Below are 14513 nucleotides of genomic sequence, written 5' to 3'. Positions count from 1 at the left end.
TGTTAGAATGCGTGACCTGATTTCCACCGACCCCTGCACCGGCAACGAGGTCTGGCGCGGCGCGGTTGCCGACGAAGCGGCGGTCGATGCCGCCGTCGCGCGCGCGCGCGCGGCCCAGCCGGGCTGGGAAGCGACGCCGATCGAGGAGCGCGCCCAGGTCCTGAGGGCCTATGCCGACGGCGTGAAGGCGCGCGCCGAGGATGTCGCACGGATCATCTCGCGGGAGACCGGCAAGCCCTTCTGGGAGACGAAGACCGAAGCCGCGAGCGTCGCGGCCAAGGTGGACATCTCGATCAAGGCGCAAGCGGAGCGGACCGGCGAGACGCTGGTCGACGCAAACGGCCTGACGCAGGCGCTGCGCCACCGGCCACACGGCGTGCTGGCCGTGCTCGGCCCGTATAATTTCCCCGCGCACTTGCCCAATGGTCATATCGTGCCCGCGCTGCTCGCCGGGAACACGATCGTCTTCAAGCCGAGCGAACTTGCGCCCGGCGTCGCGCAGCTCACCGGCGAGCTGTGGCGCGAGGCCGGGCTTCCGGAGGGTGTGCTGGAAATCGTGCAGGGCGACGGCGAGACCGGCAAAGCGCTCGCCGGCCATCAGGGCACGGACGGCCTGCTCTTCACCGGCAGCTCGACCACCGGCAAGGCGCTCGCCCGGCAATTCGCAGAGACGCCGGGCCGCATCCTCGCGCTGGAAATGGGCGGCAACAACCCGCTGCTGGTCTGGGATCTGGCGGAGGGCGACATCGACGCCGCGGTCGCGATTATCGTCCAGTCCGCCTATCTCTCGGCCGGGCAGCGCTGCACCTGCGCACGGCGGCTGATCCTGCAGGACAGCCTTGCTGACGCGCTCATCCCGCGGATCGAGGCGACACTGGACAGCCTGATCGTTGGCGCGCCGTTCGACGATCCGGAGCCGTTCATGGGACCGGTGGTCGACAATCGCGCCGCCGACAAGGTGCAGGCGCAGGTCGCCGATCTGCTCGGCCTCGGCGGGAGGCCACTCCGCGCCCTGCAACGCCCGCAAGCGGACCGCCCCTATTTGACCCCTGCGCTCATCGACATGACCGGCATCGAAGGCGCGCCGGACGAGGAGATTTTCGGGCCCGTGCTGCAGATCTGGCGGGAAAGCGATTTCGACGCCGCGATTGCGCGCGCCAATGCGACGCGCTTCGGCCTCTCGGCCGCGATGCTCGGCGGCACCCGCGCGCAATTCGACCAGTTCCGCAGCCGCACGCGCGCCGGCGTCATCAACTGGAACCGGCCGACAAATGGCGCCAGCTCCGCTTTGCCCTTTGGCGGCACCGGCAACAGCGGCAATCACCGCCCGAGCGCTTATTATGCCGCCGACTATTGCGCCTTCCCGGTCGCCGGGATGGAAGCGCCGGCCATCGAGGGCGCCCTGGGCGTGGGGATTAGAGCGTGACCCGCTTTCGCGAAGTCAATTTCGACGGGCTGATCGGCCCCAGCCACAATTATGCCGGCCTCAGCCACGGCAATCTCGCCGCGACCTTGCATGCCGGCGAGACCGCTTATCCGCGCCAGGCCGCGTTGCAGGGCCTCGGCAAGATGCGGCTGATGCTCTCGCTCGGCCTGGGACAGGGCTTCTTCCTCCCGCACGAGCGGCCCAATATCGGCTGGCTGCGCGCGCTCGGCTTCTCCGGGACGGATGATGCGGTCTGCGCCCAGGCCTGGGCCGAGGAACCGAGCTTGCTGGCGCAGGCGATCAGCGCCTCGCCGATGTGGGCCGCCAATGCCGCGACCGTCTCGCCCGCGCCGGACACCGCCGACGGCCGTGTCCATTTCACGCCGGCCAATCTCTCGACCATGGCGCATCGCAGCCACGAATGGCCGGGCACGCTGGCGCAGTTGCGGCGCATCTTCGCCGACGAGCGGCATTTCGCCGTGCATGAGCCGGTGCCGGCACGGTTCGGCGACGAAGGCGCGGCCAATTTCATGCGTCTCGCTTCGCCGGTCGGTGAGCGCGGCATCGAGATCATGGTTTATGGCGAGCCGGGAGGGCCTTTCCCCGCGCGGCAATCGGCGCAGGCCAGCCGCGCCATCTTCCGCAGCCATGGCGTGAGCGATGCGCTCATCGTCCAGCAATCGCCGGAAGCGATCGCGGCCGGCGCGTTCCACAACGATGTGGTGGCGGTTGCGCACGAGAATATCCTCTTCGCCCATGAGCAGGCCTTTGCTGACAAGGACGCACTCTATGCGGCGATCGAGGCGCGCTGCCCCGATCTGGTGGTCGTCGAGGTGCCGGCGAGCGAGGTGCCGCTCAGGGACGCCATTGCCTCCTATCTGTTCAACTCGCAGCTCGTGACTCTGCCGGACGGCAGCCGCGCGCTCATCCTGCCGATCGAATGCGCCGAGACGGCCACGGTCAAGGCGTGGATCGACGCCAATGTCGGCGCCAACGGGCCGATCCACGCCGCGCATTTCGTGGATGTGCGCGAGTCCATGCACAATGGCGGCGGGCCAGCTTGCCTGCGCCTGCGCGTGCTCCTGTCCGAAGAAGCCGAGCGCGCCATCCATCCCGCCCATCTGCTGAACGATCGGGCCGCAGACCGGCTCGAAGCGCTGATCACGGCGCATTGGCCCGAGCGAATGGCACCCTCCGACATCGGTCTCCCCGAAAGCTGGGAGGCCATGCGGCAAGCCCGCGCCGCCCTCATCGCAGCACTGGAGCAACCCCTATGAGCAGCTTCGTTTCGACCGACGCGACCCGCCTCGCCTTTTCCGAGGCGATGTCGCTCATGTATCGCGAGGAAGTGCCGCTCTACGGCGACCTGCTGGACATCGTCGCGACGACCAATGCCCGCGCGCTCGAGGCCGACCCTGCCTTGCGCGCGCAGCTTGCCGCGAACGGCGAACTGGAGCGGCTGAATGCCGAGCGACATGGCGCAATCCGCGTGGGCACGGCGGAGGAACTGAGCCTGATGCGGCGTTTGTTCGCAGTGATGGGCATGGCGCCGGTCGGCTATTATGATCTCGGCGTCGCAGGCCTGCCGGTCCACTCGACCGCGTTCCGGCCGATCGACAACAGCGCGCTCTCGGCCTGCGCCTTTCGCATCTTCTGTTCGCTGCTGCGCATAGACCTGATCGCCGATGCAGACCTGCGCACACGCGCAACGGAAATCCTTGCTGAGCGCCGGATCGTGTCGGACAAAGCAATCAATTTTATCGAGAAATTCGAGAATGATGGCGGCCTAAGCTCGGATGACATGACAGCATTCGTTGCCGCCGCGCTGGAGACGTTTCGCTGGCATGGCGAAGCGCTGGTCGACAGCGAGACTTACGCCGCCTTCAATGCCGCGCACCGGCTCGTGGCGGACATCGTCTGCTTCCGCGGGCCGCATATCAATCACCTGACCCCCCGCACGCTCGACATCGACGCCGCGCAGGCCGAGATGATCGCGCGCGGCATCAAGGCCAAGACCGTGATCGAAGGGCCGCCGCGTCGCGATGCGCCGATCCTGCTGCGCCAGACCAGCTTCCAGGCGCTGGAAGAAGCCATCCATTTCCGCGACGGCGACAGGGTGGTCGCAGGCGCGCACACTGCACGCTTCGGCGAGATCGAGCAGCGCGGAATCGCGCTGACGCCACGCGGCCGCGCACTGTACGACGAGATTCTTGCCGAGGCCGAGGCCGCGCGCACGACCGGCGGCGCCAACTATCAGGCGCAGCTGGCGGCCGCGTTCGCGCGCTTCCCCGACGATGTCGAGGCGATGCGGGACGAGGGCCTCGCCTATTTCAGCTACACGCCCACTCCGGAGGCAAGCCGCCTGATCGCAGCGGGCAAGCTCCCTGCCGGATCGGTGGACGAGTTGGTCGATGCCGGGCTGCTGATCGCGACACCGATCACCTACGAGGATTTTCTGCCGGTGAGCGCGGCGGGCATTTTCCGCTCGAACCTCAGCGACGGCGATCAGGGCGGCTTTGGCGGGCAAAGCTCGCAGGCCGAGTTCGAGGCCGCGCTGGGCATGCCCTGCCTCGATCCGTTCGGACTGTATCTGGATCAGGAGCAGGATTCGATCGACGCGCTGGAGCGGGCGACAGCCTGACTCTCTTCCTCGCCCCTCATGGGGAGCGGAGGGAAGCTTGCCGACGCATGTCGGCTAGCGGACCTTGGAGAGGGGTTTTATGGCGCAGCGTCGCAGCCCCCTCTCCAACTGCGCCTAATCGCCTTCCGGCGAAAAGGCTTCGTATCCTCTCCCCATGAGGGGCGAGGAAAAAGTTACGGCATTTGGCAAAGTTCCAGTTCATGCCCGTCCGGATCATCGAGCAGCGCGATCCTGATATTATCGCCTACGTCGATGATGCCGCTCTTCTGCGTCGCGCCCTCGGCAAGCAGCTTCGCATGTGCCGCGTCGATATCGTCGGTGAAGAAGCCGGTCGGCCCGTGGTGGATTGCGTCCGAGATGTCGCGGCCATCCTTGTAGGCGAGCAGCATCATGGTCACATCCGTGCCGGGCTGCTGCATGATCGACTCCAGAAAGTCCGGCGTGTCGAAGTACCCGACCTGCTCGAAGCCGAGGCTGCGCTCATAAAAGCTCCGTGCAATCTCAAGATCGCGCACGATTACCTTGAAAAACGATAGTTTTGCGATGGGCACTATCCGATCCCCTCACCCAGTTTCCGACCCGTTACGGGGTGGTCATAATGAAATGGCTGAAAACTGGCTTTGGGCCATTGCGGCGGCGCGTCGCGCAGTTCGTCCGGCCCGTTCGGCACTTCGGGAAAAGTCCCTGTCCAGGGTGTGATCATGATCGGGCGATCTGGAGAGACCGCCCAGCCGCCCTCATAAGGCGCCTGAAAAGCCAGCTTGTAATTGAACAGGGCGATCTTCCACACGCCGTCTTCCAGCACATATTCATTCTCGTGTATGCCCGCTTCCCAGAAGCTGTCTCCGAAACTCGGCGGGAAATCCTGCCGGTAGTGCTCGTGCGCGCCGATCTGCAGGAAGGCGCGAAATCGCCCCCAGGCCCGGCTGCGGTCCGGCGCGACATGGACCACATCCTGCGCGATGACATGCTCCGCGAGCATCCCGTCGCGCGGCCCGTAAGCCCCCTCGGTCCACGAATAGAGCCGTTGCGCTCCCTCCTTGCCCCGCCAGATGCCATTCAGGAACCGCAGCTCGCAATCCTGCGCGAAGAGATCGACAATGTCCCTGAACAGCCATTTGTCCATGCAGTAGCCGTATGTGAAGTGCAGCCTGCGGATCGCCTGGACATCGCGCATCAGCGTGACCTCCTGGGCAAGCGTCGCAACCTGCCGCTCCAGCTCCGCGATGCGTGGATCGCTCATGCGACGACCTCCTTCGCCGCCAGCTCGGCCTCCCGTTTCCAGCCGTCGATCGGATCGGGCAGTTCCATATAACGCCCCGAGAGAATGTCATAATCGCCTGCCGCGAGTACCGCGCAGCGCTCGGCGGTGCGCTCGAGATCGCCTTCCGCATCTTCCCGGCCGCGGCCCTGATCGAGATAATCCAGCATATGCGGCATCCATTTGCGCGCATCGGGATCGTTATAGGTGTCTTCGGCAAGCTGCGTGACGACGAAGCCCGGCTCCACGGCGAAGACCTGCACATTGTGCGACCGCGCTTCTTCCGCGGCCATTTCGACGAGCTTGTTGAGCGCCGCCTTGCCCACCGAATAGGCCGAGAGGAACGGCAGGGTCAGCTTCGTCGCGATTGCCGAGATGCAAATCACCCGCCCGCGGCGCGCAGCGATCATATCCGGCATCAGTTCATGCATGAAGAGATAGGGCGCGCGAATATGCACCCCCTGCGCCGCCCACCATTTCTCGATGTCGGTCTCCCAGACCGGGCCGAACGGCCAGGGTACGCCGGCATTGCTGACCAGGAGCGACGGCGCGCCATGCGCCGCGCGGGCCGCATCGCAGGCCGCCCTGACCTGCATCGGATCGGTCACGTCTGTCGCCACCGCGATTGCCTGGCCACCCGCAGCGCGGATTTCCTCCGCGACCGCTTCGAGCTGCCCGGCGCTGCGCGACACCAAAGTCACCGCCGCTCCTTCCGCAGCCAGCCTGAGCGCAATCGAGCGGCCAAAGCCGCGCCCCGCCCCGGTCACAAGTGCCGATTGACCGGCCAATCGTCCCGCCATTTCTCTCTCCCAAGTCTGTTATCTCGCCGCGAGTTTAGGCGTGACGTCGCCAGCCTTGCAACCTCGCTTGCTTCGCCTCGCCATCCCCTTATGCTCCCAGGCAAATCAACGCTTCGGGAGGGGCAGGCAGTCCATGCCAAGGGAACATCGTGTCGGATATGAGTTGCGCGTCGTGCTGCTGCTCGGCCTCGCTTACGGCTTCGCTTTCTACGACCGGATGACCATGGCCTTCCTCTCGCCCTTCGTGGTGGAGGATCTGAAGCTCAATAATACCCAAGTCGGCGCGCTTGGCTCGGGCCTCTCACTCACCTGGGCGCTGGGCGCCTATTTCATCGGCCGCTGGTCGGACAAGACCGGCAAGCGCAAGCCCTTCCTGCTCGGCGCGCTGCTGATCTTCTCGCTCTCCTCGATCCTCTCCGGCCTCTCGACCGACTTCTGGACCCTGCTCGCCTCGCGCGTGATCATGGGCGCTGCGGAAGGCCCGTTCCTGCCGATCTGCCTTGCCATCATCGCCGCCGCCTCGGCCCCGCAACGGCGCGGGCTCAACAGTGGCATCGTGCAGAACGGCTTCGGCTCGCTGCTCGGCAATGCGCTCGCGCCTTTGCTGGTGGTGGCGATCGCGGTGCAATGGGGCTGGCGCACCAGCTTCTTCACGGCCGGCCTGCCCGGCCTGATCCTGCTGTTCATCATCTGGCGCTTCATCGACGAGCCGCCCGCCACGCCCGCCGACCAGCAGCCGGCAGCGACCGGCGCGAAAAGCTCGGACGGCTTCGTCGCGATGCTCCGACACTCGAACATACTGATCTGCGCGATCATCTCCTGCCTCGCGGTCGGGTCGATCGTGCTCGGCTCGATCTTCCTGCCGCTCTTCCTGACGCAAGTGCGCGGCTATTCGCCCACGACCATGTCCACGATCATGGCCATTCTCGGCATCTGCCCGGTCGTCGGCGGCGTGCTGGTCACCTGGATCTCGGACCGGATCGGCCGCCGCACGCCGATGATCGTCTTCAGCCTGCTCATGACGCTCTGCCCGCTCGCGGCGTTGCTCGTGAAAGACTCGGTCGTGCTGATGACCAGCCTCATGTTCATCGGCTGGATCGGCATCGGCATCTTCCCGCTGTTCATGGGCGTGATCCCGGCCGAAACCCTCTCCTTCCGCAACACCGCCGCGGCGATGGGCATCGTCGTCGCGATCGGCGAGATTTTCGGCGGCGTGGCGGCGCCGGTGATGGCGGGCTGGATCGCGGACCAGAGCAGCCTGTTCCTGCCGCTCGCCATTCAGGCCGGCATGTCTTTCGCCGGCGGCCTTGCAGCGTTCCTGCTCAGGGAGACCAACCCCGCCGTGCTGGCGCAGCGGGAGGCGGTGGCGGCCTGATCAGTTGGTCGCCGGCCCGAAGGGGTCGGTCGGCTTGGTGATGTCCATCGTCGGGCGCCCTTGCTCGTCCGCACCGTCCTTGTTGTTTTCCTCGCAGACATATTCGCGGATCTGCCAGTCGCGGCGGCGCATATAATTCGTCTTCAGCTGATAGCTGCCGACGAAGATGGTCGGGTCGGTGATTTCCGTTTCGACCGTCAGCACGTCCGGCGCGGTGATACGCATGCGCTCCCTGATGCGCGTCTGATCCGTCGCATGGATGCCTTCAAGCAACACATTCTGCACGTTGAGACCGATCGTCTCGACGACGAGCGTATCCCCTTCCCAATGGCCGACGGACCAGCCGTTGAACGCCGGATCGGGATCTTCGGGCAGCGGACGGCCATCGGTGTAGATGCGGCGGGCCTGGCTGTAGGTCTCGTGCAGCAAGGTCACGCGGCCGGGAGAGTAGATGAACTCGATCGGATAGGGCTGGCGCATGATATTCGGCATGCCCGAGGGCCGGCAATTGGCGGCCTCGGTCTGGAGGTTCTCGCCATGCGTTTTGCGGGCCTCGAACTGGTCTTTCACCTTCTGGGCGGCGGGCGTGAACACCGGCGCCGGCAGGGGCGAGCGGCCGAAGAGACCGCCCCAGTCGGGCTGCCACACGCCGGTCCAGTCGGGCAGCTTGGCGATCGCCGCATAGTCGGCTTCGGTCGCCGGCTTGGTCTCCGGCGGATCCTGCGCAAGCGCCGGCGCGATGAGCGCGGACACCGCACCCGCAGCCAGCAAAGTGACAAAACAGGCCCGTTTCATGCGCTCATCCCCTCCCGGTCATCTCTGCCGAATATTTGCTCCGACGTCTCATAGTGGATTCACTCAACATCGAGTCAAGCGCTATGTCGGGAGGCGTGAGTGCCTGCGCGCAGGGGCGTGATTTCAAGCCGGTCTCGCATGACAGTTGATCTTGTCAATAATGCCCGGCTCGTGGCATGGAGGCATCATAGTAGCCGGGTTGAATCGGCACATAAGTCTGGAATGAGGATCGCCGATGCTCGACACGCCCGTTCATAGCCGCCGCGTGGGCAAGGCCCTGATGGCAGCGACCGGCCTCGCGCTCGTCGCGATTCCCGCGCCCGCGCATCATTCCACAGCGATGTTCAACTGGGGCAAGGCCGTCGAGATGAAGGGCGCCACCGTCGAGCGCTGGGACTGGACCAATCCGCACACCTTCCTCTACGTCGAGGTGAAGGGCGCCAACGGCCAGGCCGAGCACTGGGCCTTCGAAGGCATGAGTCCCAACCATCTCGGCCGCAACGGCTGGAGCAAGCGAACGCTGAAGCCCGGCGACAAGATCGACCTCACTTATTATTCGCTGAAGGACGGCCGCAAGGGCGGGTTCAACGTGACGATCAAGCTCGCCGACGGATCGGTGAAGAAACAGCTCGAAAGCCCGACCGTCCGCCCGGATCGGTGATCGCGCGGGAGAAACCCGCGACATCGTCCCCCGAACGCCGGATATCAGGCCGTAGCCTCGGCCTTCTCCAGCATGTCGCGCGCATTGTCCGTCAGCGTGCCGATCAAGGTTGTGTAGAAGGCGCGATCGTCGGCGTCGAAGTCGGAAAAGAGCGCTTCCTCGCGACGCAGAGCGAGATCGTACATCGATTCGAACGCGGCTGCCCCTTTTGCCGTCGGCTCCAGCAGGATGTCGCGGCGGCGCGTCGGGCGCGAGCGGGTGATCAGGCCCGCCTGCTCCAGCGCGCCGACCGTGCGGCCGACCTGGCTCTTGTCGCGGCTCATGGTGAGGATGAGGCGCGCCAACGGCACGGGTGGCGCCTCGCCGATCATCGAGAGCACTTGCCACTGGAAATGCGAGAGGCCGTGCGTGCGCTGATAGGCCAGCATGGCGCTGCGCTTGAGATAGGCGACGAGGCTGATGATCTTCGGCGTTATCATGGTGCTGGGCGGCTTCGAGGTGCCCGGCCAGTTCGGCGGACCTGATGATGCGCAGGCGATCACCCCGGCCTCGGTGCTGAGTCGCCGTTCATCGGCATATAGCTGCGCGGCCTTCGCTGTCAGCTGCTCGGTCATGGCAGCGAAGCGCTTGAGATCGGCGGACGAAATTCCGGCCGTCAGCGTCGCATCCCGCCCGCGCATGATCGCGGTCATCCGGTCGAAGATACGGCGCCCGGCAGGCAACAGGGTCAGCTTGGCACGCAGCCGCTCGCGCCCGATCAGCCCTTCTTCCTCGAGCGGCTTGATCGCGCGGCTCACTTGCGCCTTTTCGTGGCCGGTGAGCGTCACGATCTCGTGCGAGCTAAGGCCGCCCGAGACGCCGATCATGATGATCAGCTGGCGATGAATTTCCTTGTAGCCAAGCTCGCGCTCGTAGATCGGCAGGCCGCTCTCGCGAATGAGGCGCAGCAGGTGAAACAGGCGTGCGCCGACAAGCCGTTGATGCATCGGCTCGCGCGCCTGCGGCTTGGTTGTCTCGTCGATAAGCTCCGTCTGCATTTCGTCATACCATTTCAGAATGGCGACATTGTAAAGCCTATCCAGCGCCCGCAGGCAATGATTCCGATCCAAAGCATTGCCGAGAGCAGCCCGGCCAGCCTCGCACCGCCCGGAACGAGGCCCGGCCCATCCAGATTTCCGCGCCGCTGCGTGACAAAATGGAACACCAGCATGTTCAGCCCCGCCAGCACGAGCAGCAAGAGCTTGATGCGGAAGGCGGTGTTGCCGAAATAGCCATAGGCATTGGACGCGAACAAAAGTCCGCCGGTAATCGCCGCGACGAGGAACGCGACCCAGGTGATCGGCAGGATCGTGCGCGACAGGCCGCTGATCGAGTAATCGCGCGAGGCGAGGCCCATGAGGCGCAGATCGACGAGCAGGATCGAGCCGAAGACGATCACCAGGCTGATGACGTGAAACGTCTCGACCGTCGGAAAGGCGAAGGGATCCTCGGCCATATAGATGGCCATGGGGCTGTTGCTGATGGTCTCCAGCAGGGAGTCGATCATGGTTCTGTCTCCCTCAGCCTGCGTAGGCGATCCAGCGGCCGGCCGCTGCGATCCCCATCCATGACAGCAATACCAGCACCGCGACGAGGCGGACGCCCGCGCCGATCGGCCGGTCCGACGTTGCCGCACGCAGCGACCGGCTCAAGAAATGCGCGACGATGAGCGTCACGATGACCGCCAGCATCTTGGCGCGGAAGATGATGTTGAGCAGCTCGCGCTCCGGCTCGGCAATGGTCATGACGATGCCCGTCGCCAGCAGCACCCAAAGCGCCGCCACGGTGGCCCCGTGAAAGCGGGCCTGCCAGCGCGCAAGGCTCCATTCCTTGCCGACCAGACCCATGCCGCGCAGCGCGATGACCAGCGCACCGGTCATGACGATCGCGACGCAGAGGATGTGGATGGTCTGAGCGGTCGGGACGATCCAGAAGGTTCCGGCAAAGGTCTGCTGAAACGGCTGGGCATGAAGCCAATCGATCAGCGGTTGCAGCATCTCGTCCAAGAAAAGCTCTCCCTCTCCCGTTTCGCCGCGCCCGCCGGGCTGCAGTGGACGGCCTCCGCAAGCGAACTTAACGCACCGGTTGACCTTGTCCACCGCCTTGTCAGCTTGCCTGCTGCGTCAACGGTGAGGAAATTTCGGGGAGGGCGGAAAGACGAAAACCCCTCCGTTCTCACGGAGGGGTCAAGCCTTTCGGGAGCTCAGCATCCGGTGCAGCGCTCCTCTCCCTGCCACGGCGCCCGCCAGTTGATGTCGTGCAGCACCTCGATGGGGTCGCCGACATTCAGGCGGACATCCTTGAACAAGCGCTGCAGCATCTTGCCGATCTGCCGGCCGAACGTCAGTAGAAGCACAGTCGTCATGGTAAATCCTCCTTGTCTAAAATCACCGGGACGACAGATCATCTACCTCCAAAACCTGCACATGACCAACAAAGTCTCGACGAGATACATAAATTAGCCTTATGATAAGACATGGCCGACACACTGCCCCCGCTCGCCTCCGTCCGCGCCTTCGAGGCGGCGGCGCGGCTTATGAACTTCACCGAGGCGGCACAGGCGCTCGGCATGACGCAGGCAGCGGTGAGTTATCAGATCAGATCGCTGGAGGAGCGGCTCGGCATATCGCTGTTCCACCGGGCCGGGCGCCGGGTCGAGCTGACCGCGCAGGGCCACGCGCTGGCGCCAGCGATCATCGGCGCGTTCGATCAGATGCGGGCAGGCTTCGCGAGCCTTGGTTCCGAGAGCGCTTCTGTGTTGACGATCAGTTGCACCCTCAGCTTTGCCCATCTCTGGCTGGCGCCGCGGATCGGGCAGTTTCAGATGCTGCAACCGGATCTGGCGGTGCGCATCCAGACTTCGAATGAGATCACCGACTTCACGCGCGAGTCGATCGATCTTGCCATCCGGGGCGGCCAGGGCAGCTGGCCGGGTCTCGACGCGGAGCTGCTGACGCGCAACCGCATCGCCCCGATGTGCAGCCCGGATTTCCTTGCGCGCCATGGCCCGATCGAGAGCGCCGCCGATCTCCTGTCCGTGCCCCGCCTCACACCGCACGACATCTGGTGGGACCACTGGTTCACGACGATGGGTGTCGCCTTCGAAGATGAGCGTCAGACCGCCGCTCTCGCCCTCGATTCCCAGGTGCTGGAAGGCCGCGCCGCCATGGCCGGCCAGGGCCTCGCCACGCTCATTCCCTTTTTCTGGCGACGCGAGATCGAGGCCGGGCTGCTTGTCGAGCCCGTCCCGTCACAGGTGAGCGAGATCATGGACTATTGGGTGGTCTATCCGCACGCCAACCGCAACCGGCCGAAGATCAAGCTGTTCCGCGACTGGATCAAGGCGGAATTCGCCGCGGAGCGCGCGGGCGATCCGGAAGAGCGCTACTTCCCGGCACTCTAACTCAGCCCCTCTCTTTAGAGGAGGGGCTTTTCATTCCCTACTTCAGCCGTTCCGCGTGCCAGCGGACATGCTCGGCCATGAAGGTCGAGATGAAATAATAGCTGTGATCATAGCCCGGCTGCATGCGGATCGTGGCCTTCTGGCCGGCGCGCAGGCACGCTTCCTCCAGCAGATGTGTCTTGAGCTGCTCTTCCAGAAACTGGTCGGCATCGCCCTGATCGACCAGCAGATCGGGAACGCGCGCGCCCTGTTCGATGAGCGAGACCGCGTCATGCTCGGCCCAGGCCGCCTTGTCGTCGCCCAGATAGCCGCCGAGCGCCTTATGGCCCCAGGGGACCTGACTCGGCGCGACGATCGGCGAGAAGGCCGAGACCGACCGGAACCGGTCTGCATTGCGCAGGCCGATGGTCAGCGCGCCATGGCCGCCCATGCTGTGGCCGGTAATGCCCTGCCGGCGCATATCGACCGGGAACTCCGCCGCAACGAGCGTCGGCAGTTCTCGCTCTATATAGCTACGCATGCGGTAATGCTGCGCGAAGGGCGCCTGCGTCGCATCGACATAGAAGCCGGCGCCGAGGCCGAAATCATATCTGCCCTCGGCATCATCCGGCACGCCCTCGCCGCGCGGACTGGTATCCGGCGCCACGAAGATGATCCGCGAGGCCGCGCAGGCCGCGCGATACTCGCCTTTCTCCATGACGTTGGCATGCGTGCAGGTGAGACCCGAGAGATACCAGAGCACCGGCAGCCGCTCGCCCGGCGCATGATCGGGCACATAGACGGCAAAGGTCATCACCGTGCCCGTTTCGCGCGATTCATGCCGATAGACGCCCTGGACGCCGCCGAATGCCTTGTTGGTCGAGAGTGTTGCAAGTATCATGCTGCGGCCCTTCAGGATTCGATGCGGTGCAGGCCGCAGAGCTTGTTGCCGTCCGGATCGCGCAGATAGGCGAGATAGAGGGTGCGGCCTTCCGTCGCCTGGCGGATGCCGGGCGGGTCTTCGCACGTGGTGCCGCCATTGGCGACGCCCGCCGCATGCCAGGCGTCAGCCTGCTCCGGGCTTTCCATGATGAAGCCGATGGTCCCGCCATTGGAATGGGTCGCGGCCTCGCCGTTGATTGGCCGCGTCACGAGGAAGCGGCCGCCATTATGTGCATAGACGATCCGCCCCTTGGCATCGATCACGCCGGGCGTGCCGCCGAGCGCGGCGAAGAGCGCATCATAGAAGATTTTCGATCGTGCGATATCGTTCGATCCGACCATCTGATGACTGTACATGGCGCTCTCCTCTGCGATCGGCTGTGTCAGTTACGCGCCTTCGGGCAGCTGGCAGAATGCGCAGATCTTGTTGCCGGTCGGGTCGCGCAGATAGGCGCCATAGGCATTGCCCGGAGCCTGCGGGCGCTTGCCCGGCTCACCGGCGCAGGTACCACCATTGGCGAGGCCGGCTGCGTGCCATGCATCGACCTGATCCTTGTCCGCTGCGGCAAAGCCGATCGTGCCGCCATTGGCATGCGTGGCTGCTTCGCCATTGATCGGCGTGATGACGCCGAAGGTGCCGCCATTGTGCTGATAGAAAGCGCGGTCGCCGATATTGTGGCCGGCTGCGCCACCGAGTGCGGCGAAGGTGGCGTCATAAAACTTCTGGCTCTCCGCGAGGTTCTTCGAGCCAACCATGATGTGCGTATACATAACTCTCTCCGTTTTGGTGGTTGAGGAAAAATCAGCGTTCGAGGGGGCAGATACCGCACAGCTTGTGGCCGTCCGGATCGCGCAGATAAGCCGAGAAGACCTGGCCCGTCGGGTAGCTTCTCTCGCCCGGCGGATCTTCGATCGCGGTGCCGCCCGACACCGAGCCGGCCTGATGCCAGGCGAGCACCTGATCGGGGCTATCGAGCGTGATCGCGACCGTATTGCCGTTCGCCGCCGTCGCCGCATTGCCGTCGAGCGGGCGCGTGATCATCAGCCCGGCACCCTTGTGCCGGTAAATCAGCGCGCCGCGAAAGTTCGGCTCGGCCGGGGGACAGCCGAGCACGCCCATGACGGCATCGTAGAAGGTCTTGGAACGATCGAGGTCGTTCGATCCAAGGACGACGCTGCGGAACATGCCTG

Annotated in this window: 18 protein-coding genes; 6 read left to right on the top strand and 12 right to left on the bottom strand. The window is 65.0% G+C overall.

Annotated elements, in window-relative coordinates; all coding sequences use genetic code 11:
• Positions 1 to 7: 7 nt before the first annotated feature.
• From astD to hglS, 3 genes are read left to right on the top strand one after another with little or no spacing between them, the layout of a single operon-like run.
• Complete coding sequence (gene astD, locus KM135_RS15970; RefSeq protein ID WP_221715032.1) at positions 8 to 1426, top strand: succinylglutamate-semialdehyde dehydrogenase; 1419 nt, start codon at positions 8 to 10, stop codon at positions 1424 to 1426.
• Entirely contained in the window at positions 1423 to 2703 is a 1281-nt protein-coding gene (locus KM135_RS15965; RefSeq protein WP_221715031.1) for an N-succinylarginine dihydrolase, read from the top strand. Before astD ends, KM135_RS15965 begins: the two co-directional genes overlap by 4 nt.
• Positions 2700 to 4067 (top strand): 2-oxoadipate dioxygenase/decarboxylase HglS, encoded by a 1368-nt coding sequence (hglS, locus tag KM135_RS15960; protein WP_221715030.1) that lies wholly within the window; start codon positions 2700 to 2702, stop codon positions 4065 to 4067. Before KM135_RS15965 ends, hglS begins: the two co-directional genes overlap by 4 nt.
• A gap of 173 nt (positions 4068 to 4240) precedes the next feature.
• Here hglS and KM135_RS15955 read toward each other — a convergent pair whose 3' ends face one another.
• Genes KM135_RS15955 through KM135_RS15945 form a run of 3 tightly spaced genes read right to left on the bottom strand, consistent with a single transcriptional unit; the run spans position 4241 to position 6128 of the window.
• Entirely contained in the window at positions 4241 to 4618 is a 378-nt protein-coding gene (locus KM135_RS15955; protein WP_343228210.1) for a VOC family protein, read from the bottom strand.
• Positions 4618 to 5310 (bottom strand): nuclear transport factor 2 family protein, encoded by a 693-nt coding sequence (locus KM135_RS15950; RefSeq protein ID WP_221715028.1) that lies wholly within the window; start codon positions 5308 to 5310, stop codon positions 4618 to 4620. The genes KM135_RS15955 and KM135_RS15950 overlap by 1 nt, the downstream gene beginning before the upstream one ends.
• Positions 5307 to 6128 carry an SDR family NAD(P)-dependent oxidoreductase gene (locus tag KM135_RS15945; protein ID WP_221715027.1) on the bottom strand — a complete coding sequence of 274 codons (822 nt, stop codon included), beginning with the start codon at positions 6126 to 6128 and terminating at the stop codon, positions 5307 to 5309. The genes KM135_RS15950 and KM135_RS15945 overlap by 4 nt, the downstream gene beginning before the upstream one ends.
• 133 nt (positions 6129 to 6261) lie before the next feature.
• Between KM135_RS15945 and KM135_RS15940 the strand changes: the two genes are divergently transcribed.
• Entirely contained in the window at positions 6262 to 7503 is a 1242-nt protein-coding gene (locus KM135_RS15940; protein WP_221715026.1) for an MFS transporter, read from the top strand.
• Here KM135_RS15940 and KM135_RS15935 read toward each other — a convergent pair whose 3' ends face one another.
• Entirely contained in the window at positions 7504 to 8298 is a 795-nt protein-coding gene (locus KM135_RS15935) for a hypothetical protein (protein ID WP_221715025.1), read from the bottom strand. It abuts the gene before it with no gap.
• A 235-nt stretch (positions 8299 to 8533) separates the two neighbouring features.
• Between KM135_RS15935 and KM135_RS15930 the strand changes: the two genes are divergently transcribed.
• Positions 8534 to 8959 carry a DUF6152 family protein gene (locus tag KM135_RS15930; RefSeq protein ID WP_221715024.1) on the top strand — a complete coding sequence of 142 codons (426 nt, stop codon included), beginning with the start codon at positions 8534 to 8536 and terminating at the stop codon, positions 8957 to 8959.
• A 44-nt stretch (positions 8960 to 9003) separates the two neighbouring features.
• Here KM135_RS15930 and KM135_RS15925 read toward each other — a convergent pair whose 3' ends face one another.
• The 4 genes from KM135_RS15925 to KM135_RS15910 form a co-directional block, all read right to left on the bottom strand.
• Entirely contained in the window at positions 9004 to 9996 is a 993-nt protein-coding gene (locus KM135_RS15925; RefSeq protein WP_221715023.1) for a MarR family winged helix-turn-helix transcriptional regulator, read from the bottom strand.
• A gap of 14 nt (positions 9997 to 10010) precedes the next feature.
• Positions 10011 to 10505 carry a DUF6644 family protein gene (locus tag KM135_RS15920; protein ID WP_221715022.1) on the bottom strand — a complete coding sequence of 165 codons (495 nt, stop codon included), beginning with the start codon at positions 10503 to 10505 and terminating at the stop codon, positions 10011 to 10013.
• 13 nt (positions 10506 to 10518) lie between these two features.
• Positions 10519 to 10995, bottom strand: coding sequence for a DUF6644 family protein (locus KM135_RS15915; RefSeq protein ID WP_343228212.1), 477 nt, complete (start codon positions 10993 to 10995; stop codon positions 10519 to 10521).
• A 206-nt stretch (positions 10996 to 11201) separates the two neighbouring features.
• Complete coding sequence (locus KM135_RS15910; RefSeq protein ID WP_221715020.1) at positions 11202 to 11363, bottom strand: hypothetical protein; 162 nt, start codon at positions 11361 to 11363, stop codon at positions 11202 to 11204.
• A 111-nt stretch (positions 11364 to 11474) separates the two neighbouring features.
• Here KM135_RS15910 and KM135_RS15905 point away from each other — a divergent pair, with 111 nt between their 5' ends.
• Positions 11475 to 12401, top strand: coding sequence for a LysR substrate-binding domain-containing protein (locus KM135_RS15905; protein WP_221715019.1), 927 nt, complete (start codon positions 11475 to 11477; stop codon positions 12399 to 12401).
• 37 nt (positions 12402 to 12438) lie between these two features.
• On the opposite strand, the gene fghA is transcribed toward KM135_RS15905, so the two are convergent.
• Genes fghA through KM135_RS15885 form a run of 4 tightly spaced genes read right to left on the bottom strand, consistent with a single transcriptional unit; the run spans position 12439 to position 14508 of the window.
• Positions 12439 to 13281: an S-formylglutathione hydrolase gene (fghA, locus tag KM135_RS15900; RefSeq protein WP_221715018.1), complete on the bottom strand. Its 843-nt coding sequence runs from the start codon at positions 13279 to 13281 to the stop codon at positions 12439 to 12441.
• Positions 13282 to 13292: 11 nt separating this feature from the next.
• Positions 13293 to 13679, bottom strand: a complete 387-nt coding sequence (locus KM135_RS15895) for a VOC family protein (protein ID WP_221715017.1) — start codon at positions 13677 to 13679, stop codon at positions 13293 to 13295.
• 30 nt (positions 13680 to 13709) lie between these two features.
• Positions 13710 to 14093 (bottom strand): VOC family protein, encoded by a 384-nt coding sequence (locus KM135_RS15890; RefSeq protein ID WP_221715016.1) that lies wholly within the window; start codon positions 14091 to 14093, stop codon positions 13710 to 13712.
• Between the two features lie 31 nt (positions 14094 to 14124).
• Positions 14125 to 14508 (bottom strand): VOC family protein, encoded by a 384-nt coding sequence (locus tag KM135_RS15885; RefSeq protein WP_221715015.1) that lies wholly within the window; start codon positions 14506 to 14508, stop codon positions 14125 to 14127.
• Between the last annotated feature and the right edge of the window lie 5 nt (positions 14509 to 14513).

Source organism: Sphingobium xanthum (assembly GCF_019737615.1).
GTDB lineage: Bacteria > Pseudomonadota > Alphaproteobacteria > Sphingomonadales > Sphingomonadaceae > Sphingobium > Sphingobium xanthum.
This window is presented reverse-complemented; position numbering and strand designations above follow the sequence as displayed.

Bases quoted from the DNA above. Each gene is read 5' to 3' on its own strand.
- KM135_RS15885 (WP_221715015.1), bottom strand. From the start codon at position 14,508: ATGTTCCGCAGCGTCGTCCTTGGATCGAACGACCTCGATCGTTCCAAG.
- KM135_RS15915 (WP_343228212.1), bottom strand. From the start codon at position 10,995: ATGCTGCAACCGCTGATCGATTGGCTTCATGCCCAGCCGTTTCAGCAG.
- KM135_RS15935 (WP_221715025.1), bottom strand. From the start codon at position 8,298: ATGAAACGGGCCTGTTTTGTCACTTTGCTGGCTGCGGGTGCGGTGTCC.
- KM135_RS15910 (WP_221715020.1), bottom strand. From the start codon at position 11,363: ATGACGACTGTGCTTCTACTGACGTTCGGCCGGCAGATCGGCAAGATG.
- KM135_RS15895 (WP_221715017.1), bottom strand. From the start codon at position 13,679: ATGTACAGTCATCAGATGGTCGGATCGAACGATATCGCACGATCGAAA.
- KM135_RS15890 (WP_221715016.1), bottom strand. From the start codon at position 14,093: ATGTATACGCACATCATGGTTGGCTCGAAGAACCTCGCGGAGAGCCAG.
- KM135_RS15945 (WP_221715027.1), bottom strand. From the start codon at position 6,128: ATGGCGGGACGATTGGCCGGTCAATCGGCACTTGTGACCGGGGCGGGG.
- fghA (WP_221715018.1), bottom strand. From the start codon at position 13,281: ATGATACTTGCAACACTCTCGACCAACAAGGCATTCGGCGGCGTCCAG.
- astD (WP_221715032.1), top strand. From the start codon at position 8: ATGCGTGACCTGATTTCCACCGACCCCTGCACCGGCAACGAGGTCTGG.
- hglS (WP_221715030.1), top strand. From the start codon at position 2,700: ATGAGCAGCTTCGTTTCGACCGACGCGACCCGCCTCGCCTTTTCCGAG.
- KM135_RS15925 (WP_221715023.1), bottom strand. From the start codon at position 9,996: ATGCAGACGGAGCTTATCGACGAGACAACCAAGCCGCAGGCGCGCGAG.
- KM135_RS15920 (WP_221715022.1), bottom strand. From the start codon at position 10,505: ATGATCGACTCCCTGCTGGAGACCATCAGCAACAGCCCCATGGCCATC.
- KM135_RS15930 (WP_221715024.1), top strand. From the start codon at position 8,534: ATGCTCGACACGCCCGTTCATAGCCGCCGCGTGGGCAAGGCCCTGATG.
- KM135_RS15950 (WP_221715028.1), bottom strand. From the start codon at position 5,310: ATGAGCGATCCACGCATCGCGGAGCTGGAGCGGCAGGTTGCGACGCTT.
- KM135_RS15905 (WP_221715019.1), top strand. From the start codon at position 11,475: ATGGCCGACACACTGCCCCCGCTCGCCTCCGTCCGCGCCTTCGAGGCG.
- KM135_RS15940 (WP_221715026.1), top strand. From the start codon at position 6,262: ATGCCAAGGGAACATCGTGTCGGATATGAGTTGCGCGTCGTGCTGCTG.